Source organism: Streptosporangium becharense (assembly GCF_014204985.1).
Classification (GTDB): Bacteria; Actinomycetota; Actinomycetes; order Streptosporangiales; family Streptosporangiaceae; genus Streptosporangium; species Streptosporangium becharense.
The window spans coordinates 450,516-470,668 of the sequence record NZ_JACHMP010000001.1 but is presented as its reverse complement, the minus strand read 5'-3'; the positions used below and the strand labels follow the sequence as shown (position 1 = coordinate 470,668).

Below are 20,153 nucleotides of genomic sequence, written 5' to 3'. Positions count from 1 at the left end.
CATGCGGGGGCGACTGCGGGTCTACCTCGGGGCGGCGCCCGGGGTCGGCAAGACGTACGCGATGCTCAGCGAGGGCCGCCGCGCTCTCGCGCGCGGCCGGGACGTGGTCGTGGGCTTCGTCGAGACCCACGGCCGTGCCCGCACCGCCGACCTGCTGGAGGGCATGGAGGTCATCCCCCGTGCGACGCTCGTCCACCGGGGGACGGCCTTCACCGAGCTCGACGTGGCCGCCGTCCTGGCCCGTGCCCCCAAGGTCGCGCTGATCGACGAGCTGGCCCACACCAACGTGCCGGGTTCGAGGAACGCCAAGCGCTGGCAGGACGTCGAGGAGATCCTCGACGCCGGGATCGACGTCGTCTCCACGGTGAACATCCAGCACCTGGAGTCGCTCAACGACGTCGTCCGGCAGATCACCGGCATCCCGCAGCGCGAGACCGTGCCCGACGAGGTGGTGCGGCGGGCCGACCAGATCGAGCTGGTCGACATGTCGCCCGAGGCGTTGCGCCGGCGCATGGCGCACGGCAACGTCTACGCGCCGGAGAAGGTGGACGCGGCACTGTCGAACTACTTCCGCCTCGGCAACCTCACCGCCCTGCGCGAACTGGCCCTGCTGTGGGTGGCGGGGAAAGTCGACGAACAACTCGACCGCTACCGCGCCGAGCACGGCATCGCCGCCACATGGGAGGCGCGCGAGCGCGTGGTGGTCGCGCTCAGCGGCGGCCCGGAGGGCGACACCCTGCTCCGGCGGGCCTCCCGCATCGCGGCCCGCACCAAGGGTGCCGACCTGCTGGCGGTGCACGTCACCCCCTCAGACGGGCTGACCGGCGGCGACCCGGCCCACCTGGTCCGTCAGCGCGGCCTGGTCGAGAGCATGGGCGGCAGCTACCACCAGGTCGTCGGTGACGACATCCCGCGTGCCCTGCTCGACTTCGCCCGCGGTGTCAACGCCACCCAGCTCGTGCTCGGGGCGTCCAGGCGGGGACGCTTCGCCCAGCTCCTCCTGCGGGGCGTGGGGGTGGAGACCACCGCGCTGTCCGGCTCCATCGACGTCCACCTCGTCACGCACGAGGAGGCCAGGAAGGGCCGCACCCGGCCGGAGCGCTCCCGGGCGGCGCTCACCCGAAAGCGCCGGCTCATCGGCTGGACGGTCGCGGCGGCGGGCATGCCGCTGCTGACCGCCGCCCTGCTGCCCCTGCGGGACGCGATCTCGCTGCCCAGCGAGATCCTGCTGTTCCTGTGCCTGGTCGTCGGCGTCGCGCTCATCGGCGGCGCCCGGCCCGCGATCACCACGGCGGTGGGCGGCTCGCTGCTGATCAACTGGTTCTTCACCCCGCCGGTCGGGCGGTTCACCATCGCCGCCCCGGAGAACCTGCTGGCACTGGTCGTGTTCGTGCTGGTCGCCGCGGCGGTCAGCGCGATCGTCGACCTGGCGGCGCGGCGCACCCGGGAGGCCGTGCGCGCCCGTGCCGACGCCGAGGTGCTCTCCACACTGGCCGGGCACGTGCTGCGCGGCGAGGCCGCGCTGCCCTCGCTGATCGAACGGCTCCGCGAGACGTTCGCCCTCGACTCGGTGACCCTGCTCGAACGCGCCGGTGAACCCACGCCGGACGACCGGTCCGAGCCCGCCGCCTGGCGCATCGTCGCCACGTCGGGGGCGGCGCCGTGCACCAGCCCCGCGACCGCCGACACCGACGTGGGGATCGGCGACGACCTCGTGCTCGCCGCGCGGGGACGGCTGCTGGACGCCGGCGACCGGCGGGTGCTGGAGGCGTTCGCCGCCGAGGCCGCCGTCGCGCTGCGCCAGCAGCGCCTGCGGGAAGAGGCCGAGCAGGCCAGACCACTGGCCGAGGTAGACCGGATGCGCACCGCGCTGCTCGCCGCGGTCAGCCACGACCTGCGCACCCCGTTGTCGGCCGCCAAGGCCGCCGTCGAGAGCCTGCGCGGCCACGACATCGACTGGTCACCCGAGGACCGCGACGAGCTGCTGGCCACCGCGGACGAATCCCTGGCCCGGCTGGAGCGGCTGGTGGAGAACCTGCTCGACATGAGCCGCCTGCAGGCCGGCGTGCTGGGTCTGTCGCTCCAGCCCGTCGCCCTGGAGGAGGTCGTCCCCCGCGTCATCGACGACCTGGGACCGCTGTGGAACCGGGTCGAGGGCGACATCCCCGTCGACCTGCCGGAGATCGCCGCCGACCCGGCGCTGCTGGAACGGGTCCTGGTCAACCTGGCGACCAACGCCGTGCGCCACAACCCGCCGGATCTCAAGGTGTCGATCACGGCGAGCCGGCACGACGACGCGGTCGAGATCCGCGTCGTCGACCGTGGTCCCGGCATCCCGTCCGAGGACCACGAGCGGGTGTTCCTGCCGTTCCAGCGGCTCGGTGATCGCGACAACGGCACGGGCGTCGGCCTCGGGCTGGCGCTCTCGCGGGGGCTGACCGAGGCCATGGGCGGCACGCTCGTGCCCGAGGAGACGCCCGGCGGCGGCCTCACCATGATCATCAGAATGCCCGTCACATCCGGGGGTGACGCCATGACCGAGGAGGACGACGTCCCGGCCCCGCATGAGGGCGGAGATCACACCCCGTGAACGGTCTGATCACTTGACGCGCGTCATGACATGCGCGATAGGAAGGCATGTATGACTGATGATCGGAAACATGCCCGTCGAGGGCGGAATCACCCGCGTATCACCCGCCTGGTGAAGGTCCTGGTGGGTGCCCTGACGGTCGGGGCGGGGTTCGGCGCGCTGACCTCCCTGATCAACGCCGTCTCCCACCACTACGCGGACCTGGAGAGCCGGGCCGCCACGACCAGCGGGGTGTCGGCGATAGAGATCGTGAGCGTGCTGGTGGACTCCGGCTGGGCCTGGGCGGGAGCGGCGGTCGCCGTGGGGTGGCTGTTCACCCGCGTGGGGGAGAGTGGCCCCGCGGCACTGGCCCGAGGCGCCGCCGCGGGAGCGCTGGCCCTGCTCGCGGCCGTGGCCGCCTACAGCGTCATGGAGGTCGCCCGTAGCGGCGAACCCTTATCCTCCTGGCACCAGGAGGAGCCGCTGCTGTGGTGGGTCACCAGCGTCGTCTTCGGGGCACCCCTGGGGGTCGTGGGAGCGTGCGCAGGGCGTCCGGGAGTGATCGGCCTTCTCACGAGGTTGACCGTGCCGGTCGGCGCCGCCGTCCAGATGATCGTGCTCCCGCCCGGCAGGAATGAGGTGATCGAGGCCGTGGGGAGAACAGTCGTGTGGGTGGGGGCCGCCGCGGTCATCGCCTTCGTCGTCGTCCGCTTCCTCGGCGCGGAGCGGCGCCGGCACTCCCCGGCGGGCGTGGAGTCCCTGTAGGCGGGGCGGCCCACGCCGCCTCCACGCGAGGCCCGGGACCGGCACCGCTCATGGTCGCCTCCACGTGAGGCCCGGAACCGGCATCGCCCGTGACCGCGCCGGCCGGGGGAAGGCGACTACGGCCCCGCCTCCCTCGGCCGGTGCCTGTCACCTCGGTGCATGGGGTGCCCGTCAGTCGAAGTCGCCGTTCTTCAGGCGAAGTCGCCGTTCCTCACGCCGGTCAGGAAGGCGGTCCACTGGCCGGGGGTGAGCAGGAGGGCGGGGCCGGTGCGGTTCTTGCTGTCGCGCAGGGCCCGGTGGCCGGTGGAGAGCACCGCGACTTCGACGCAGTCGCTTCCGTCGTCACCGGAGAGGGTGGACTTACGCCACTCGGCTGTGCTGAGTTCCCGGGTCAGGTCGTCCATCGCCGTATCGTCTCCTTGATCATGTTGAGTGACTCGCGCCGGGGCAGCGCGTCCGCCCGGATCGAGTCGTATCTGAATGCGAGGTTTTTCAGGTCGTCGGGCCGGTCGCTCACCCGGTCTTCCAGACTTTGGGAGTCGATATAGGCCGCGGGATGTTTTCCCCTCGGTGGATCCGCGATGGTGAAGCTTCCCAGTAAGCCAAGCACGTTCTGCGCTGAGTAGGGAAGGATCTGTATGGATATATGCAGGTTTTCGCTGTCCTGAAGAAGGCGTTCGAACTGCCCCTTCATCACCTCGGGTCCGGCTATGGGCCGATGGAGAACACCCTCGTCCAGAATGACCCAGAGCAGTGGGGGCACGGCCCGCTTCAGGATCTCCTGCCGGTTCATCCGGGCGGTGACGTGTTCCTCGACCTGTCCGGCGGCGCTGCCCGGCCTGCGGCTCAGGATGGCCCGTGCGTAGTCCTCGGTCTGAAGCAGGCCGGGGATCATCAAACACGCCCACATGCGCAGCGCCTCCGCCTCGCGTTCGAAGTCGAGCCAGGGGCGGAACCAGCGGGGGAGCTGGGCCGCCGCGCGGTTCAGGCGGTCGAGCAGGTCCGTGAGCGCGGTGCCCGAACCCATGGCCTCGTCCATCCTGCGGGCCAGGTCCAGGGTCGGCGGGCGATGGCCGTTCTCGATCATGCTCAGCTGGCTGATCGACAGATGGATCGCGGCGCAGAGCTTTCTCTGGGTTAATCCTGCGGAAAGTCGGAGTTTGCGGAGTTCCGTACCGAATTGAATGCGCGGAGAGATTGACGGGTCCGGTTCCAGGTGGATGCTCATCCGCGGTCTCCTCTCGCCGTTTTCGGATCGGCTCCGGCCATTGTGCTGGGAGTTCTTCCGGTCGCGCGGGGAGTTCACATGATTGTGAACACAGTGTGAATACATTTCTCCGTCCCGGTCACCGGTCTTTTGTGAATCTGTGGGGGCCACGCCGAAGTCGCGGCGACGGCCCGGCCGCCGGGCCGGATGGGGTGGGAGGACCGGCCGGGGCCGGCCGGGGGAGGCGAACCGATGAGTCCGGAGACGTACAGAGAAATCCACCTGACCGGTGACCACGCGTCACCCGCACGGGCCCGGGACGAGGTCCGCCGATGGCTGGGGGAGGAGCATCCCGCCTACGAGGCCGTACGGCTGGTCGTCTCCGAGTTGGTGACCAACGCCGTCCTGCACGCCCGGTACGGGATCACGGGGCCTTCCGGGGCCGGTCCGCTGGTCCTGCGGCTGGTGGCGTACGGCGGCCTGCTGCGCGTCGAGGTCTCGGACGCGGGCCTGGCGGCCGGTGGCCCGCGCGTCCGCGCGGAACCGGCGGGTCTCCTCGCGGAGAGCGGCCGGGGGCTGGCGATCGTCGCCGCGCTGTCCGGCGGAAGCTGGGGGCACCGCTCGCACGGGCGGGAACCGGGCCGGACGGTGTGGTGCGAGGTCCCGGCACGGCCGTCGCCCCCGGAGGAATCGCCTCCTGCGGAGGCGGCTGCGGCGCACGAGCCGAGCGATGCCGTCACTCTCGCGGGAGGATCGTGCCGGTGAACTGACCGGTCCCACCCGGCCGACGCCCCGCCTCGGATCCGGGCTGTGACGTGTCGTCAGGTCAGATGGATTCGCACAGCCTGCTGAGCTCCGCGATGTCCGTGTTGATATCCGCGATCACCTGGTTGGGGTCGCCGCCTGTCATACCGGTCAAGCGGAAGTTCAGTTCCTGGAATTCGGCGGCCAGCCGACTGATCTTCGCCCCCACCGCTCCTTGCGCGTCGAGAACCGCGCCCATCAGATCACGGTACGTCTGCTGGGCCGCGGCCGCCTGGCTGCTGCGAACGGTCCCGGCGTTCCGGCGGTATGCGGTCAGCGCCGCCGCTGCCTCGTCGCAGCCGCCGGGCCGGACCGCCGGCAGCGGTGGAGGGGAAACCGGGACCGCTCGTGTGGGGCTGGGTGGTCGGGACGTGCCGGACTCAGGCGATGGCCTCGGGGGCGGCGGTGCATGCCGGGGGGTGACCGGATCCGGTGACGGTGGCCGCGGGGCCGGAGTGGGAACCACCGTGTCGGACTGAGGCGGAGGCGGGGCGGGGGTGGGAACCACCGTGTCGGACTGGGGCGGCGGAGGCGGGGCCGGTGGCATCAGGTAGGCGACCAGTGCGACCACGGCGGCGATCGCAGCCGCCAGAGCGCTCACTGCCGTCCAGTTCAGGCGCGAGCCTGCTCTTCCGCCCGCCGTCGGCGGCTGCGCTGATCCGCTTCCAGTCATGTCCTCATCGTGACCGAGCCGTCGCGCTCGGTCCAGAATGCCTCTGCCGATCTGTGAGCGCGCGTGTCCGTTACGTGCCCGATGGGGCGGTGATCAAGGGGAGTGTCGGGCACCCGGGTGGTGATGACGCGTGAAAAAAACTGCCTCCGGCACGAATTCCGTGAGCCGACTCGCCGCCAAGGGCCGAATGTGCGGCGTGCCTCGCCGCACTGAGGGCTGGGGCTTGACCGTCACACCTGTTGAAGCTCAGGGGATGTACACCTCGTAGTAGAAGCCCGCCAGATAAGGGCCACCCCCGCGGAACCAGTGACAGTAGACGAGCCCGGTGTACTGACCGTTCTGCGCAGCGTCCTCGTAGGCGAGGTCGCAGGCGGCCAGGGTCGGGTAGGGGCCCTGCAGGTACCAGTCCGGTGTCGGCCAGCCCCCGGCGGCCACGGCCGCACTGGTCTGGGTGGCGGCGAAGGCGGGTGCGGTACCAGCCAGGACACCGGCACCCAGTGCCACGGCGAGTACAGCGGAATGTAATCGGCGGATCTTCATCGGTGACTCCTCACGTTGAGAAAGGAGAACACCTTCATATGAGCACCGGCTACCCGGCTTGGGGAGATACCGGTTCTCCATATTTCGGTCGGATGGTGCGTTTGTTGAGGTTATTTCGCCCGGCCTGAACACGTGAGCGCTCCGTCGCCCTGCGCGGGCGGGGGGTTTCACGTCGGCGCCGGTCAAGGCGTCGATCAGCCGACCTTCCGAGCGGCGGTCAGCCGGGGCCGGCGAGGTCATGTCGAAGGAGAGGGCGGGATACCCTGCCTGCGGTGCCTCGAACCACGTGACCGGAGGAGTCGATGCTGGGATGACGGCAGGGCGACCGATGCCCACACAGGACGACGTGCTCGGGTACTTCGACACGCTGTCGAACTGGGGACGATGGGGCGACGACGACGAGCTCGGCACTCTGAACCACATCACCGACGACGTCCGGCTGGCGGCGGCGCGGGCCGTGCGCCACGGCAGGAGCGTGTCGTGCGCATGGGAGGTCGCCGTACCGGAGGACATGGAGCGGTCGACGACGACCTGCCCGTGCGCCGCCGACATGCCGGGTGCCGAGGACATGCCGGTGCCCGGATTCCACAACGACCGGCGCTGGGGCTTCTCGTCCGAGCGGCTCGGCGTCACGTTCCACGGCAACACCCTCACCCACGTCGACTCGCCGTGCCACATCTTCTGGGACGGCATGATGTACAACGGGCGGTCGCACTCGCTGGTCGACGCCGCGACGGGATCGGCGTGGGCGTCCGTCACGGCGGCGGCGAACGGGATCATCACGCGTGGTGTCCTGTTGGACATCGCGAGCGTGCGGGATGTGCCGTGGTTGGAGCCGGGGCAGGGGGTGTTTCCCGACGATCTCGAGGAGGCCGAGCGTCGCCAGGGTGTGCGGGTGCGATCCGGCGACGCGGTACTCCTGCGGACCGGCTATGGCCGCGTCCGGCACGAGACCGGTGCGGTCAGCGGTTTCACGCAGGCCGGCTGGCACGCGTCCTGCCTGCCGTGGCTGCATGAACGGGAGGTCGCGCTGATCGGCGCTGACACCCCCCAGGACGTTCAGCCATCGGGGTACGAAGGCGTGTTGATGCCGGTTCACGCCGTGAGCCTCGTCGCCATGGGTCTGTGGATGCTCGACAACTGCGACCTGGAGGCGTGCGCGACGACGGCTGCCGAGCTCGGCCAGTGGGACTTCCACCTCGCGGTCGCGCCGGTCCGCTTCGCCGGTACGTCCGGTAGCCCGGTCAATCCGATCGCCACGTTCTGAACGCGGTTCACGAGGTGCGACGCCATGAAGGACCCGGCCCCGCACCTGGAACTCGGCGTGATCAAGGCTCACTGGGAAAGGTTCGGTGGAATCGAGGCACGGTAAGCCCACGGTAAGACGGCAACGAGGCACCGGGCCGGCGCACCGGATCTCGGTCGGCTGCTGTCTCATCGGGATCCTCCTCTCATCCGCCATCGCTTCCCGCAGACCCATCCTGACCAGTGCCTTCACGGTGGAAAAAGCTCAATGGCCAATTGTGTAATTAATGGCCGGTAGTCTGGATTTTGTGGTATCGCGGGTGATCTGATTCCAGGTGCGGGAAGGGGGTTCTCGTGGGGGCCGACGTCACGGACCGGCTGGTCGACGCGATCAACGCCCACGACCTGGAGGCCGTGGTGCGGTGCTACAGCCCCGGAGCGGTCAACGTGACGCCGGAGATCCAGGCGGAGAACCCGGAGCAGATTGCCTCGTATCTCGAACAGGCATGGGAAGGCTTCCCGGACCTGCGCGTGGAGGTCCTGGAGAAGATCTGCGCCGGTGACGTCGTGGTGCTCCAGGCCGTGGTCACGGGCACCCACACCGGGCCCTACCTGATATGCGGGGGCGAGATGCTGGAGGGAAGCGGCCGGCGCACGGCCGTACGGTGCTGCTTGATCATCGCCGTGGAGGACGACCTCATCGTCAGCCACTCCGTCTACTTCGACCAACTGGAGGCGTACAGCCAGCTCGGCGTCCGCTTCCTCCCCCCGGCCGAACCGCCCGCCTAGGCTCGCGCGGGACCGGCGCTCCGCCCGCCCCGGCGCTGCACAACGCCGAACAGACCTGGTTCACCCGGACCGCGGCGCGGCCGGACATCGAGACGGGGCCCGCGTCCTTGACCTGGTGGCCGCCTATCAGGCCCAGAGCGGGGAAGAAAACGACACGCCGAGCATGGCGACCTTGCCGGGCGTGCCGGACCGCCGCTCAGGAGATCCGGTAGAGGTCGTCGACCTGCCTGCGGATCTCGGCGCCGGCCTCGACGACGGTGCAGCGTCCGCCGAGCTCCACCTCGACGTCGTCGACGGGGTTGGTCAGGATGATCGAACCGTGTTGCCCGTGCACGACCTCCAGCGGACGGCCGAGCCTGAGCGTCAGCAACATCGAGGCGCTCCCGCATGCCTCGTCCTCGCCCTTGCCGATGCGCGGCGCCCACAACCGCGCTCGCACCCGCCCAGCCTGCTGGTCCATCCACGCCCATACCTGGGTGAAGTCCTCCCCGGCGGGAAGCCCGGTCAGCGCGTCGATCGCGGCCGGGCTGTCCATCTCGTAGAAGCGCCAGGGCTTCGACCAGGCTGCCGGGGCCCTGAGCCACACCGTTCCGTTCGCCTCGCGGCGGCAGGCGACCGGTCCCGCCGCAGGCGTGAGCTCCCTGACCTCGGTGCCCAGCCGGTGCAGGACCTCCACCGTGGCCAGCAACGGGTGCCCGCCGAACCGGATCTCCTGATCGTAGGAGCCGTAGATGCCGACGATCCCGCGCTCGGCGTCACGGACGAAGACCGTTGCCGGGACGCCCAGGCGTACGGCGAGCTCGCGCCGCTGCTCCGCCGTCACCGATGTGCCCGGCGGTTCGAGGATCACCAGCGCCGGATTCCCGAAGGCGCCGTCCTCGTTCACGAACGCCTGAGCAAGCTGACATACAACCACAAGGACCCCCAAGACCATCGCAGCGGCGCATATCGTAGCAGCGCTTTTCTGAGGTCAGAGGGCCCGCCGCAGGTCGTACACCTCACCGCGGCCCCGGCGCCGTACCGCCATGGGAGAGTCCGCCTTCCGCGATCATCGACGCCGGGCTAGGGTGTTTTCGAACAAGTGTCCGATGTCTGTAGCGCCACGAGCCTTGAGGAAGAGTGATCGCATGGCCGAGTCCACAACCCACACCCTTGAGGTGCCCGGCTGCGTCGTCCGCTACGACGTACGGCAGGCCGAGGCGAGCACCGCGCCGACCCTGCTGATGATCGGATCGCCGATGGAGGCCGGCGGGTTCGCCTCCCTGGCCGAGCGCTTCCGGGACCGTACGGTGGTGACCTACGACCCGCGCGGGGTGGGGCGGAGCAGGCGGACCGACGGGGCCGGCGAGTCGACCCCCGACCAGCATGCGGACGACCTGCACCGGCTGATCGACGCTCTCGGCGGCGGTCCGGTGGACATCTTCGCCAGCAGCGGTGGCGCCGTCAACGCGCTGGCGCTGGTGGCCCGGCATCCGGAATCGGGGCAGGTGCGCACGCTCGTGGCGCACGAGCCGCCGGCCATCCAGGTTCTGCCGGACCGGGAGCGGGCTCTGGCCGCGGTGGCCGACATCCGCCGCACGTACGAGCGGGACGGCTTCGGACCGGCGATGGTGAAATTCATCGCGATCACCAGCCTGCGCGGAGAGGTTCCGGCCGACTTCGCCGATCGGCCCGTTCAGGACCCGGGGGCCTTCGGACTGCCGGCGGAGGACGACGGCTCCCGTGACGACGCGCTGTTCGGTCAGAACCTCACGACCTGCACGCATTACGAACACGACTTCGACGCGCTGCGTGGCGCGTCGACCCGGATCGTCATCGGGGTCGGAGCCGAGTCGGAGGAGACGATGGCCTACCGCGCAGGTGTGGCGGTCGCCGAACGGCTCGGTGTGAAACCGGTGATCTTCCCCAGCCACCACGGTGGTTTCCTCGACGGCGAGTTCGGCGTGAAGGGAGACCCGGACGCCTTCGCCGTCACGTTGCGCCAGGTCCTGGCCGAGTAGGGCCGCGGCTCACGGCGGCGTGCTTCCGGGCCGGGGAGGGAGGCCGAGCCCGATGTCGTCGGGCAGGAAGCGGATCACCGACGGCCAGGTCGCGGGGGAGCGCACCGCTGCCGCATGAGTCGTTGCGACCCGGTGCCCACGCCTGCGACCCGGCCGCCCCGGCTTCACCTGCCGATTTGAAGGTTGTCTTCCGGCCACCAGGAATTATCCGTGGATAATCAGTGAAACTCCCAAAAAGGAGTTGAAAGATAAAATTGAAGCCATGGATAACTCTGACGCCGTCGTCGGCGTGCCTGAGAAGACCGGCATCCCCTCACCGGCCGGGCCCCTCCGGATGACGGAGGATGACATCATCCGATTCGTGACCGGCCTGCCCGGTGTCGTCGCGGTCACGGCGAGCGAAGGCGACGGATCGCCCGAGGTGGCGTGGGGTGACACGTTCTTCTCCTACGACCCGGAGGGCGACCTGCCCGCCGACCGCCGGTTCCCGTTCGCCACGATCGTCACCAAGGACTACGCGGGGTTCGACACCGCCTCGAACCTCGACCGCCCCGGCGTGTTCAGACTGAACATCGCCGTCGGCCGCACCGAGTTCCAGGAGCTCGTCGGCTACCCGCCCGCCGCGCACGCCGACCACCACACGCGTTTCGACTACAGCGCCACAGACCGGCTCATGCCACATCCGGTGTACGCCGTCCAGGCATGGGTCTCGATTGTGAACCCGGGCGAGGCCACGGCCGCGCAGGCGCAGTCCCTCCTCACCCGCGCGCACGCCCGCGCCGCCCGTCGCCATCGGCCGCACCGCGCCGACCGCACGCCGCACCCGGAGAAGGCGGCCGATGATCAGCTTATGTAATCTTGGCGATATGTAAGCATTTAGACGGAAATATCGCGTCATGGCATGCCGGGTGGTTATCAGGGGAAATCCGGCTTGCATCGCTCGGCCCATGAAATAAGAATTGAATCGGCGAGGGAAGTCATCGGGCCTTAGAAAGGGGCTCTCATGATTCACCTCCGGTCTGTTCTCACCCGCACCGCCGCCATCGCCGTTCTCGGCCTGGCCGTCGTCGGCGTCCCCGCCGCCGCCAGCGCGGCCTCGGTGGGCGCCACCGCTCCTGCGGTTCAGCAGGATGCGTGCTCGACCGTCGCCGCGGTCGCCGGCCCGATCCTCGCGCTGGTCGACCTCGGCCTGATCAACCTGGACACCGCTGTGCAGATGATCGCCGACCTCACCGGGCTGCCGGTGGAGCAGGTCGTCGGCTGCCTCGGCGTCTGAGATCCGTCCCGGGTCCCGGCGGTGACGCCGTGGGAAGGGCGGGCATCCCACCGACACCGCCGGGACCCTCCGCTCGGTGAATGCCGATGAAGAAATCGGCATTCACCGAGCAATTCCAGTGAAGCTTTTTTTCCAAACTTTGAACCTGGGCGGCGTTCGGGGGAACACGAGCGACGCCGGGAAGCCTTCTTCATTCTTTCGCGGCGACGGCGACGGCATTGACGACGACGATGACCGCGATGCCAAGCCATTCGTTCGGGGCGAGCGCCTGGCCGAGGAGGAGCGTGCCGCAGAGGGCGGCCAGGACCGGGTTGACGCTCATGAACACCCCGAAGAAGCGCGCGGACACGTGACGCAGGACGACGAGGTCGGCGGCGTAGGGGACCACGGAGCTGAGGAGACCGGCCAGGCCCGCGTACAGCAGCGCGGCGCCGGTGAAGCGGCCCTGTGCGAGGAGCGCCGCGGCGACGGGAACATTGGCCAGGGCCGCGACCAGCGCGGCGGTGGCCGGCGCCTGCAGGCCGGGGAGGCGGGTGCCCACCAGCCGGTTGAGCAGGATGTAGGACGCCCAGCATCCGGCGGCGGCCAGCGCCAGTCCCAAGCCGACGTAGTCACTGGAGGGACCGGGCAGGACCAGGACGTACACCCCGATGCCCGCGCCGAGCGCGCACAGCAGGTCGCGCCTGCCCCGGGAGCCGGCGAGGGCGACGGCCAGGGGACCCAGGAACTCCAGGGTCACCGCCAGGCCCAGGCCGATGCGTTCGATCGCGACGTACAGGCACAGGTTCATCGCGGCGAAGACCGTCCCCAGCAGCAGGGTGGGCCACCACTGGGCCCAGGTGAAGCGGCGCAGCGGCGGCCGGGCGATCGGGAACAGGACCGCGGCGGCGACGAACTGCCGGACCGCGACCACACCCGCGGGGCCGATCGTGGGGAAGGCGTGTGCTCCGGCCGCCGCGCCGACCTGGTTCGCGGTCCCGCTGGCGATCATCGTCGCGATCCCGGCCAGCGGGGAGCGGCGCGTCCGCCCTTCTGGAGAGGCGGCCGTCCTCTCGCCGGGGGAGGAGGCCGCTCCCGTGCCTGGGGAGGCGACCGCCCCGGCGCCGGGGGAGAAGGCCGTCCGCACGCCGGCCTGCGGGACGGCGGCGGCCGACGGGAGGGTCGTCGGGAGGGAGGAGGGAGCACTCATGAACGCCAGTCTCACGACCCCGGCACGCGGTGAAAAATGACAGTGGTGCGGCATCTATACGATGGGCGTATGGATGCCGAGCTCCGCCATCTGCGTGCTCTGGTCGCCGTCGTCGACCACGGCACCTTCACCGATGCCGCGATCGAGCTGAAACTCTCGCAGGCGTCGGTGTCTCGCTCAGTCGCGGCGCTGGAGAACGTGCTCGGGGTACGCCTGCTGGACCGCTCGTCACGTCACGTCGCGCTCACCCCGGCCGGTGAGCGCGCTCTCGCGCACGCGCGCCGCGCCATCGCCGACGTCTCGCTGTTCCGGCGGGCCGCCGTCGGTGCCGGCGGTGAGCTGCGCGTCGGTTACGCCTGGTCGGCGCTCGGCCGGCACACCACGGACCTGCAACGCAGGTGGGCGGCCGAGCACCCTCAGCTGCCCCTGGTGCTGGTGCAGTCCAACACGCCGACCGCCGGGCTCAACGAGGGCACCTGCGAGCTGGCGGTCGTCCGTCGGTCCCTCGCCGACGTCCGTTTCGCCACCGCCCTGATCGGAACGGAGGCCCGCTACGCCGTGGTCGCCGCCGACGATCGGCTGGCCCGGCGCCGGTCGGTGCGCCTGGCCGACTTCGCCGCCCGCACCGTCGCCGTCGACAGCCAGACGGGGACGACCACCCCGGACCTGTGGCCCGCGGACGCCGCACCCGCCGCCACCCGGGCCACCCACGGCGTCGACGAATGGCTCACCCTCATCGCGGCCGGGCAGGCGGTCGGCATGACCGCCGAGGCCACCGTCGCGCAGCATCCGCGGCCCGGTGTCGTCTACCGGCGCGTCCGCGACGCACCGCCGGTCTCGGTGTGGCTGGCCTGGTGGAGGAACGATCCGCCCGCCCGCTCCGAGGCGTTCCTGCGCCTGGCACGCCGGGCCTACCAGACCGCGTAGTCGCGCAGCCGCGTGGCCTCACGGCTCTGCGGCGGCGCCGGGCGGCCCGGGGGCCGCAGAGCCGGAAGCAGCCACGCCCGGCCGGGGAGATGGGACGTCACGCGGTACCGGGGGAGGAGGGTAACCACAACCTGTCGTCACGGTAAGTAGCTGTTCATTTACTCTCTGTGGTCATGAAGAGAATCTTCCTCGTCCCCGCCCTGACGGCCGGGATCTTCGCGCTCACCACCGGTGCCGCCTACGCCTCGCAGTACATCGCCTACGAGGGCCCCGGCTTCACCGGCCGGTCCGTCCTCATCGACGCGTGCGGGCCGTCCAACATCCCCTACCACGGGTCCTACAAGTGGTACGGCGACGGCCAGTCCGGACGCATGTACAACCAGCCCAACGCGCACGGTGTGATGCACTTCCGGCTCCCCTCCAACAACAACGCCGAGCAGCGGACCCCCGTCGGCTGGCAGAGCATCTTCATCGAGTGCTGATCCCGGCCCGCAAGGGCGATGCCGGGTAGCGGCAGACCGCAAGCCCGGCACGACACCGGCCCCCACGGTGTCCTCGCACATCAGGCCCCCTCGGCGACCGCCGAGGGGGCCCTCCGCGTACCTCACACCTCATCCGGAACGCGTAGTGCATCGCTCAGAAAGCGCAGTACATGACGTGCAGGCCCACCCGGCCCAGTGTGGGATGCGCGAAAGCCCCCGGGACCGTGCCGACGACGGTGAACCCCAGCTTCTCGTACAGCCGTACCGCCGTCGTGTTGGACTCGGCCACGGCGTTGAACTGCATCCCCGCGTACCCGCGTTCCCGGGCCCAGTCCAGGGCGAAAGCGCACAGCGCGGTGCCCACTCCCCGGCCCCTGGCGTCCGCGGCGACCATGAAACTCGCGGTGGACACGTGCGACCCCGGCCCCGGACGGTTGGTCTGCATGTGCGCGGTGCCGAGGAGCCGGTCGCCGTCGACCGCGACGACCGTGCGTCCCGGCGGCGCGACCACCCACGTCCGGCGCGCCTGCGTGGAGGTCATGTCCGGGTCGTAGGTGAAGGTCTCCCGGGCCCGTACGACGTCGCGCACGATCGGCCACACCCGATCCCAGTCGTCGTCGGTGAAATCCCTGATCTCCATGGCGCAAAAGTATCGAACCATGGACAGGTATCACGAGATGATCATGCTGTGACGGATGTGGTTTTCTTCGATCTGGACGGCACCCTGGTCGATCATCGAAGCGCGGTCATGGAAACGATCGGTCAGATCGTCCGGGCCGCGCCGAACGCGACGGCTCCACCGGAGGAGCTGGTGACGCTGTGGTGGACGCTGGAGGCACGCCACATGCGGGAATACCTGACCGGTCAGTGCTCCTTCGCCGAGCACCACCGACGCAGGCTCCGTTCCTTCCTGCCGATGCTCGGCGAGCCGGTTCCGGAAAGTCCCGATCTTCTGGACGCCTGGATCGCCGAGCGCTACCTCACCGTGTTCGAGGAGTACTGGCAGTGCTATCCCGACGTCCAGCCATGTCTTGAGAGCCTGAAACGGCTTCCCCGAGGACCGCGTCTGGCTGTCCTCACCAACGGGGACCCAGGGCAGCAGCGCGCCAAGCTCGCCCGCTTCGGCCTCCTCGAATACTTCGAAGCCGTCCTGACCCCGACCGAGCTCGGCGCGGCCAAGCCCGCCGCCTACGCCGCCGCCTGCCGGTGGATGCGGACGGACCCCGCGCGGGCGGTCAACGTGGGCGACATGCTGGAGAGCGACGTGAACGAGGCCGCCCTCGCCGGGCTCACCGGCATCTGGCTGGACCGCGGTATCGACTTCGTCACCGGCGGGCCGTCGCCGACGGCGGACGAGACGGTGCTCCGCATCGAACGGCTGACCGACCTCCCCGGCCACCTGTCACGCACGAACGCCTGACCGGCGCGGAGGGACCGCATCCTGCTCCCGGCAGGCGGAGACATCCACAAGGACCCACCGGGACAGGGAATGGAGGAGGCGGAAGCGGTGGTGGACATCAACGCGGCATGTCAGGGAACCGCCGCGGCTTCCCCGTGGCCGCTCACACCGGCGGTTCCCGTTCGTCGAGACGGTAAGCGCGGAAGACGGCGAGGTCGGGGGAGACGGCGGCCAGGTCGAGCCAGGCGCGGCGGAACCGGTCGCGGGTGGCCGGCGGCGACCAGTCCGCCGGCCGCAGTTCGGCGGGCAGGAGGGGGTCGAGGTCGAGGGCCCGGGTGAACGCCTGGGCCAGTTCCAGGGCGAGGGCCGTGCGCAGGGCGGCGCCGCCGGTTCCGGCGGCGGCGGCACGCGTCCGTCGCTCCGCGGTGCCGCTGATGGTCGCGTCGAGTGCGCGGTAGGCGTCCTCGACGGGCGGGGACGGCCACAACCTCTCCGCGATGGCGCGTGGATCGTGGGTTCTGCCGAGGCGCAGGTCGTCGGTCGTCGCCACGATCAGGTCGTCGAGTGTTCCGGGGTGCACGCCCTCGGCGGCGAGCGCGTCCCGCAGGTCGTGGGGGCTGAGGTACAGGGCAGGTGCGACGGCGGCCGCACCGAGGCGCCCGAGGGCCGCGCGCAGGGAGTCGCGCCGGGCACGCCGGCTCTCGGGGATCGAGAACGAGTACAGGCGCCACCGGCTGTCCCAGGGGGCCAGTCCGGCGTCCTGCCGGTAGGCGAACGCGACGAACCGGGTGTCGTTCCGCTCCCGGCGCAGCGCCTCGGCGGACAGCCTCAGGGTTCCGCGCCGCCCGCGGCCCTCCTGGACGGCGAGGCCCGCCGTGACGAGCCTGCGGACGGCGAGGCGGACGGGCTGGTCGTCGAGGCCGACGGCCGCGGCGACGTCGTAGACGTGGCCGAGGTCCGCCACGCCGGCCGAGTCGAAGCACGCCTCGACCACCGTGCGCGGCGCGATCGGCGCGGGGGCGGTCATCGGGCGGGCTCGGCGGGTGCGATGGGGAGTTCCATGTCCGTGACCCTGCGGAAACCGTAGAGCTCGCCGAGCATGCCGACGTCCGTGGTCTTCCGCGCGACGAATCCGAGGCGTTCGTAGAGCGCCCGTGCGCGAGGGTTGGTGTCGACGACGCTCAGGCGCACCAGCCGTTTGCGGTGGCGCCGGCCGACGTCGAGGGCCCGCCGGAGCAGGAGGGTGCCGATGCCGGTGCCGCGTGCCGCGGGGCTGACGGCGACGCCGTCGAGCAGCAGTTCGTGCCTGCGGGGTGCGCGGTGCAGCGGCAGGAGGAGGGAGAGGCGCCACGGGGCGCTCCACCACGAGTAGTGCCGTGCGAGCGCCGCGTACGTCAGGTCGATCGCCGAACGGCCCGCCAGCTGGTATCCCAGCGCTCCGACGACCTCGCCGTCGCGCACGGCGCACACGAACCGGTCGGTGGTCAGCCGCGCGGCCACGAACGCCACCGCGTGCCGCCGCGGCCCGAGCGCGTGGCCGAGTTTGCCGCCGAACGCCTCCCAGTACAGGGCCGCCACCTCTTCTCGCCCCTCAGGGGGGACGCCTTCGACGATCTGCGGATCAGCATGTGTGCTCACCGCTCGATTCTATCGATTACCGTACGATCGTGAGCAATTCGATAGGTAAATCTCGGGTGAGACGCTTCGCCACGGTGATCGTGGCGGTGGTGGCGGTGCTGCTCACGGGCGGTGGCTGGGTGCTCGTCGCGAACGACTACGCGTTGCGTGAGGAGCGCGTGTCGATCCCCTTCGACGGCGGTGTGCTGGACGGGATCCTCGCGACGCCCCCGGAACCGGGTCCCCGGCCCGCGGGCCTGGTGGTCTTCGTGCACGGCGACGGGCCCGTCGACGCGACCGCCGCCGGGTTCTACCGGCCGATCTGGGAGAGCCTGGCCGCCGCCGGGTACGCCTCGCTGTCCTGGAGCAAGGCCGGCGTCGGCGCGTCCACGGGGAACTGGCTCCACCAGTCGCTCGGCGATCGTGCTCGCGAGGTCGGGGCGGCGGTGGACTGGGCCGCCCGCCGGCCGGGGATCGATCGGCGGCGCATCGGCCTGTGGGGAGCCAGCCAGGGCGGCTGGGTGGTCCCGGGCGTGGCCGCCGGACGCGACGACGTCACCTTCGTGATCGCCGCCTCGCCCGCGGTGAACTGGTTGCGCCAGGGACGCTACAACCTCCTCGCGGAGCTGGAGCACGACGGTGTGGACGCGGCCGGACGCGCCGCCGCCGTGGCGGCCGCCGACCGCACGCGTGAGCTTCTCGAACGCGGTGCCTCCTGGCGGGAGTATCGCGCCGCGACCCTTGAGACGCACCCCATGACCGAGGCCAGATGGGGGTTCGTCATGCGCAACTTCCGCGCCGACGCCACCGCCGACCTCACCGCCATGGGCCGGCGCGGCGTCCCGACCCTGCTGCTCCTGGGGGAGGACGACCGCAACGTCGACGCCGACGAGACCGAGAGGACCTACCGCGACCTGCTCGGCGACGCCCTGACCGTGCGCAGGTTCCCCGGCGCCGCCCACTCCCTGGCCCGCACGGACGTCGAGGACGACGCCGTCTGGGGGACGATCGTCGGCGTCATGGCCCCACGCCGCGTCTTCGCCGACGGATACCTGGAGGCCCAGCGTGACTTCCTCGCGCGACTGCCCGCGGACGACGGACGCGAGTGATCCCGGGGACGCGTGCCCGCGGTGCCCCCGGCGTGAGTCCCCCGTTCACGGGTAGCGCCAGCACATGCCCGATCTGCTTTCCGAATCGGCCCTGCGTGAGGCCGTCGACTTCTTCGTCCGCCTGGTCGAGGCCGCAGGTGCGATCGTCATCGTCCTCGGCGCGGGCGTGGCCTTCGTACGGTTCCTGCTGGTGGCGGTGCGGCGGAGCGCGGAGGACTTCATCGCCGTGCGCCTGCTCCTCGGACGCTTCCTGGCGCTGGGTCTGGAGTTCCAACTGGCCGGCGACGTGCTGCGCACGGCCATCGCGCCGTCCTTCCAGCAGATCGGGCAGCTGGCGGCGATCGCGGCCATCCGTACGGCGTTGAACTTCTTCCTCAACAAGGAGATCGAACGCGAGGGCCGCTCGATCCAGGACGCCCACCGTCGCCCGGCGGACCGGGAGGCGCGAACCGCCGGGGACGGCGGCCGGGACGGGGAGGGGTGACGACCGGGCGGACGTGTCGTACCGCGACCCGCCGCCCCCGGTCCCGGCCGGTGTGAGCCGGTGCGGCGGCTGATCGGCCGGGGGAAACGTCCGCGTTCGCGCGCGGCCAGGCGGCGCCTCGGCCGCGCACCGCCCGTCGAGGTAGAGACGTTCGCGTTCGCGCGGTCAGGACTCGCCGGGGACGACGCGTGCCCAGGCCGTGCCGAGGTGCTCGATCTCGACGTCGACCCGGTCGCCGGGCTGCAGGAAGACCGCCGGGGTGCGGGCGTACCCGACGCCCTTCGGGGTGCCGGTGGCGAGCAGGTCGCCGGGCTGGAGCGTGAACACCGCGGAGATCGCGGACAGGACGGCGCCCACGGAGAAGATCATGTCAGCGGTCGAGCCCTCCTGCATGACCTCGCCGTTGACGAGGGTGCGCAGCGACCAGCCCGCCGCGGGATCGCCGACCCCGGCGGCGGGCGTGATCGGGCCGAGGACTCCGCTGCCGTCGACGTTCTTGCCCAGGGTCCACTGCGTCGACCGGCGTTGTGCCCGCCGGGCGGTGATGTCGTTGAACGGCGCGTAACCGAACACCCCGGCGAGCGCGGTCTCCTCGTCGGCCCGGTGCAGCCTGCGGCCGACCACGGCGAGCAGTTCGCCCTCCCAGTCGAGCCCCGGCTCGCCCGGGGGGACGGCCACGGTGCCGCCGGACACGTTCAGCGACGCCGTCCAGCGGGCGAAGATCGCGGGGTGGTCCGGCACCTCGAACGGCCCCTCGGCGGCGTGGTCGCGGTAGTTGAGGCCGACGCACAGCACGCGGGCCGCCGGCCGGACCGGAGGCACCAGCTCCAGGGCCTCGACCGGCCGTGCCGTGCCGCCGGAGCCGGGCATGGAGGCCATCGCGGCCTCGGGGTCGTTCCAGAACGCCTCGACGTCGGCGATCGGGACCACCTCGCCGCCGGGCGTGAGGCCGCCGGCCATCGTCCGGCCGTCCTCGCGGTAGCCGACCACGCGTACCCCGGCTGCCGGGTACCCGCCGGATCGTCGGTCGGTGCGGGCCGGGTGACCGGACACGGACATGTGATTCCCCTTGTTTCTC

At 70.9% G+C, this 20,153-nt stretch carries 23 protein-coding genes; 13 read left to right on the top strand and 10 right to left on the bottom strand.

Annotated elements, in window-relative coordinates; translation table 11 throughout:
- Position 1 precedes the first annotated feature (1 nt).
- Together F4562_RS02080 and F4562_RS02075 are read left to right on the top strand one after the other, a co-directional pair.
- A complete protein-coding gene (locus F4562_RS02080) occupies positions 2 to 2,590 on the top strand; it encodes a DUF4118 domain-containing protein (RefSeq protein WP_184540536.1) in 2,589 nt (862 codons plus the stop codon).
- Positions 2,591 to 2,701: 111 nt separating this feature from the next.
- Entirely contained in the window at positions 2,702 to 3,334 is a 633-nt protein-coding gene (locus tag F4562_RS02075; protein ID WP_311733914.1) for a hypothetical protein, read from the top strand.
- Between the two features lie 191 nt (positions 3,335 to 3,525).
- Here the strand turns inward: F4562_RS02075 and F4562_RS02070 are convergent, their stop codons facing one another.
- Complete coding sequence (locus F4562_RS02070; protein ID WP_184540534.1) at positions 3,526 to 3,738, bottom strand: DUF397 domain-containing protein; 213 nt, start codon at positions 3,736 to 3,738, stop codon at positions 3,526 to 3,528.
- The gene (locus F4562_RS02065; protein ID WP_184540533.1) at positions 3,726 to 4,562 is read right to left on the bottom strand and encodes a helix-turn-helix domain-containing protein; all 837 of its coding nucleotides are present in this window, start codon (positions 4,560 to 4,562) and stop codon (positions 3,726 to 3,728) included. Before F4562_RS02065 ends, F4562_RS02070 begins: the two co-directional genes overlap by 13 nt.
- A 231-nt stretch (positions 4,563 to 4,793) precedes the next feature.
- On the opposite strand from F4562_RS02065, the gene F4562_RS02060 reads away from it, so the two are divergent.
- Entirely contained in the window at positions 4,794 to 5,306 is a 513-nt protein-coding gene (locus tag F4562_RS02060; protein ID WP_221206597.1) for an ATP-binding protein, read from the top strand.
- Between the two features lie 61 nt (positions 5,307 to 5,367).
- On the opposite strand, the gene F4562_RS02055 is transcribed toward F4562_RS02060, so the two are convergent.
- Both F4562_RS02055 and F4562_RS02050 read right to left on the bottom strand, forming a co-directional pair.
- Positions 5,368 to 5,544 (bottom strand): hypothetical protein, encoded by a 177-nt coding sequence (locus F4562_RS02055; RefSeq protein WP_184540531.1) that lies wholly within the window; start codon positions 5,542 to 5,544, stop codon positions 5,368 to 5,370.
- A 720-nt stretch (positions 5,545 to 6,264) separates the two neighbouring features.
- A complete protein-coding gene (locus tag F4562_RS02050) occupies positions 6,265 to 6,522 on the bottom strand; it encodes a hypothetical protein (protein ID WP_184540530.1) in 258 nt (85 codons plus the stop codon).
- A gap of 346 nt (positions 6,523 to 6,868) precedes the next feature.
- On the opposite strand from F4562_RS02050, the gene F4562_RS02045 reads away from it, so the two are divergent.
- Both F4562_RS02045 and F4562_RS02040 read left to right on the top strand, forming a co-directional pair.
- Entirely contained in the window at positions 6,869 to 7,825 is a 957-nt protein-coding gene (locus tag F4562_RS02045; RefSeq protein ID WP_246473330.1) for a cyclase family protein, read from the top strand.
- A gap of 332 nt (positions 7,826 to 8,157) precedes the next feature.
- Complete coding sequence (locus tag F4562_RS02040) at positions 8,158 to 8,592, top strand: ester cyclase (RefSeq protein WP_184540529.1); 435 nt, start codon at positions 8,158 to 8,160, stop codon at positions 8,590 to 8,592.
- 196 nt (positions 8,593 to 8,788) lie between these two features.
- On the opposite strand, the gene F4562_RS02035 is transcribed toward F4562_RS02040, so the two are convergent.
- The gene (locus F4562_RS02035; protein WP_184540528.1) at positions 8,789 to 9,478 is read right to left on the bottom strand and encodes a PhzF family protein; all 690 of its coding nucleotides are present in this window, start codon (positions 9,476 to 9,478) and stop codon (positions 8,789 to 8,791) included.
- Between the two features lie 241 nt (positions 9,479 to 9,719).
- Here F4562_RS02035 and F4562_RS02030 point away from each other — a divergent pair, with 241 nt between their 5' ends.
- From F4562_RS02030 to F4562_RS02020, 3 genes are all read left to right on the top strand, one after another.
- Positions 9,720 to 10,592: an alpha/beta fold hydrolase gene (locus F4562_RS02030; RefSeq protein ID WP_184540527.1), complete on the top strand. Its 873-nt coding sequence runs from the start codon at positions 9,720 to 9,722 to the stop codon at positions 10,590 to 10,592.
- A 262-nt stretch (positions 10,593 to 10,854) separates the two neighbouring features.
- Entirely contained in the window at positions 10,855 to 11,448 is a 594-nt protein-coding gene (locus F4562_RS02025) for a DUF6194 family protein (RefSeq protein WP_311733913.1), read from the top strand.
- A gap of 147 nt (positions 11,449 to 11,595) precedes the next feature.
- Positions 11,596 to 11,868, top strand: a complete 273-nt coding sequence (locus F4562_RS02020; RefSeq protein ID WP_184540526.1) for a hypothetical protein — start codon at positions 11,596 to 11,598, stop codon at positions 11,866 to 11,868.
- A 190-nt stretch (positions 11,869 to 12,058) separates the two neighbouring features.
- On the opposite strand, the gene F4562_RS02015 is transcribed toward F4562_RS02020, so the two are convergent.
- A complete protein-coding gene (locus F4562_RS02015) occupies positions 12,059 to 13,057 on the bottom strand; it encodes an EamA family transporter (protein ID WP_184540525.1) in 999 nt (332 codons plus the stop codon).
- Positions 13,058 to 13,126: 69 nt separating this feature from the next.
- Between F4562_RS02015 and F4562_RS02010 the strand changes: the two genes are divergently transcribed.
- Both F4562_RS02010 and F4562_RS02005 read left to right on the top strand, forming a co-directional pair.
- Positions 13,127 to 13,984 (top strand): LysR family transcriptional regulator, encoded by an 858-nt coding sequence (locus F4562_RS02010; protein WP_184540524.1) that lies wholly within the window; start codon positions 13,127 to 13,129, stop codon positions 13,982 to 13,984.
- A gap of 173 nt (positions 13,985 to 14,157) precedes the next feature.
- On the top strand, positions 14,158 to 14,466 hold the full coding sequence (locus F4562_RS02005; RefSeq protein ID WP_184540523.1) for a MiAMP1 family antimicrobial peptide: 309 nt from the start codon (positions 14,158 to 14,160) through the stop codon (positions 14,464 to 14,466).
- A 154-nt stretch (positions 14,467 to 14,620) separates the two neighbouring features.
- On the opposite strand, the gene F4562_RS02000 is transcribed toward F4562_RS02005, so the two are convergent.
- On the bottom strand, positions 14,621 to 15,106 hold the full coding sequence (locus tag F4562_RS02000) for a GNAT family N-acetyltransferase (RefSeq protein ID WP_184540522.1): 486 nt from the start codon (positions 15,104 to 15,106) through the stop codon (positions 14,621 to 14,623).
- A gap of 48 nt (positions 15,107 to 15,154) precedes the next feature.
- Here F4562_RS02000 and F4562_RS01995 point away from each other — a divergent pair, with 48 nt between their 5' ends.
- On the top strand, positions 15,155 to 15,886 hold the full coding sequence (locus tag F4562_RS01995; protein WP_184540521.1) for an HAD family hydrolase: 732 nt from the start codon (positions 15,155 to 15,157) through the stop codon (positions 15,884 to 15,886).
- 142 nt (positions 15,887 to 16,028) lie between these two features.
- Here F4562_RS01995 and F4562_RS01990 read toward each other — a convergent pair whose 3' ends face one another.
- Both F4562_RS01990 and F4562_RS01985 read right to left on the bottom strand, forming a co-directional pair.
- On the bottom strand, positions 16,029 to 16,892 hold the full coding sequence (locus tag F4562_RS01990) for a PaaX family transcriptional regulator C-terminal domain-containing protein (protein ID WP_184540520.1): 864 nt from the start codon (positions 16,890 to 16,892) through the stop codon (positions 16,029 to 16,031).
- Positions 16,889 to 17,503 carry a GNAT family N-acetyltransferase gene (locus F4562_RS01985; RefSeq protein WP_184540518.1) on the bottom strand — a complete coding sequence of 205 codons (615 nt, stop codon included), beginning with the start codon at positions 17,501 to 17,503 and terminating at the stop codon, positions 16,889 to 16,891. Before F4562_RS01985 ends, F4562_RS01990 begins: the two co-directional genes overlap by 4 nt.
- Positions 17,504 to 17,559: 56 nt before the next feature.
- On the opposite strand from F4562_RS01985, the gene F4562_RS01980 reads away from it, so the two are divergent.
- On the top strand, positions 17,560 to 18,591 hold the full coding sequence (locus F4562_RS01980; protein ID WP_311733912.1) for an alpha/beta hydrolase family protein: 1,032 nt from the start codon (positions 17,560 to 17,562) through the stop codon (positions 18,589 to 18,591).
- Positions 18,592 to 18,655: 64 nt separating this feature from the next.
- Positions 18,656 to 19,075, top strand: a complete 420-nt coding sequence (locus tag F4562_RS01975; protein ID WP_184540516.1) for a DUF1622 domain-containing protein — start codon at positions 18,656 to 18,658, stop codon at positions 19,073 to 19,075.
- Between the two features lie 165 nt (positions 19,076 to 19,240).
- On the opposite strand, the gene F4562_RS01970 is transcribed toward F4562_RS01975, so the two are convergent.
- A complete protein-coding gene (locus F4562_RS01970) occupies positions 19,241 to 20,134 on the bottom strand; it encodes a fumarylacetoacetate hydrolase family protein (RefSeq protein WP_184540514.1) in 894 nt (297 codons plus the stop codon).
- Positions 20,135 to 20,153 lie beyond the last annotated feature (19 nt).

What these genes read in the sequence shown, in the direction of transcription:
- F4562_RS02005 (WP_184540523.1), top strand. Translation starts at nt 14,158, where the DNA reads ATGAAGAGAATCTTCCTCGTCCCCGCCCTGACGGCCGGGATCTTCGCG.
- F4562_RS02055 (WP_184540531.1), bottom strand. Translation starts at nt 5,544, where the DNA reads ATGGGCGCGGTTCTCGACGCGCAAGGAGCGGTGGGGGCGAAGATCAGT.
- F4562_RS01975 (WP_184540516.1), top strand. Translation starts at nt 18,656, where the DNA reads ATGCCCGATCTGCTTTCCGAATCGGCCCTGCGTGAGGCCGTCGACTTC.
- F4562_RS01970 (WP_184540514.1), bottom strand. Translation starts at nt 20,134, where the DNA reads ATGTCCGTGTCCGGTCACCCGGCCCGCACCGACCGACGATCCGGCGGG.
- F4562_RS02025 (WP_311733913.1), top strand. Translation starts at nt 10,855, where the DNA reads ATGGATAACTCTGACGCCGTCGTCGGCGTGCCTGAGAAGACCGGCATC.
- F4562_RS02015 (WP_184540525.1), bottom strand. Translation starts at nt 13,057, where the DNA reads ATGAGTGCTCCCTCCTCCCTCCCGACGACCCTCCCGTCGGCCGCCGCC.
- F4562_RS02030 (WP_184540527.1), top strand. Translation starts at nt 9,720, where the DNA reads ATGGCCGAGTCCACAACCCACACCCTTGAGGTGCCCGGCTGCGTCGTC.
- F4562_RS02010 (WP_184540524.1), top strand. Translation starts at nt 13,127, where the DNA reads ATGGATGCCGAGCTCCGCCATCTGCGTGCTCTGGTCGCCGTCGTCGAC.
- F4562_RS02020 (WP_184540526.1), top strand. Translation starts at nt 11,596, where the DNA reads ATGATTCACCTCCGGTCTGTTCTCACCCGCACCGCCGCCATCGCCGTT.
- F4562_RS01990 (WP_184540520.1), bottom strand. Translation starts at nt 16,892, where the DNA reads ATGACCGCCCCCGCGCCGATCGCGCCGCGCACGGTGGTCGAGGCGTGC.
- F4562_RS02065 (WP_184540533.1), bottom strand. Translation starts at nt 4,562, where the DNA reads ATGAGCATCCACCTGGAACCGGACCCGTCAATCTCTCCGCGCATTCAA.
- F4562_RS02080 (WP_184540536.1), top strand. Translation starts at nt 2, where the DNA reads ATGCGGGGGCGACTGCGGGTCTACCTCGGGGCGGCGCCCGGGGTCGGC.
- F4562_RS02045 (WP_246473330.1), top strand. Translation starts at nt 6,869, where the DNA reads ATGACGGCAGGGCGACCGATGCCCACACAGGACGACGTGCTCGGGTAC.
- F4562_RS02060 (WP_221206597.1), top strand. Translation starts at nt 4,794, where the DNA reads ATGAGTCCGGAGACGTACAGAGAAATCCACCTGACCGGTGACCACGCG.
- F4562_RS02000 (WP_184540522.1), bottom strand. Translation starts at nt 15,106, where the DNA reads ATGGAGATCAGGGATTTCACCGACGACGACTGGGATCGGGTGTGGCCG.
- F4562_RS02070 (WP_184540534.1), bottom strand. Translation starts at nt 3,738, where the DNA reads ATGGACGACCTGACCCGGGAACTCAGCACAGCCGAGTGGCGTAAGTCC.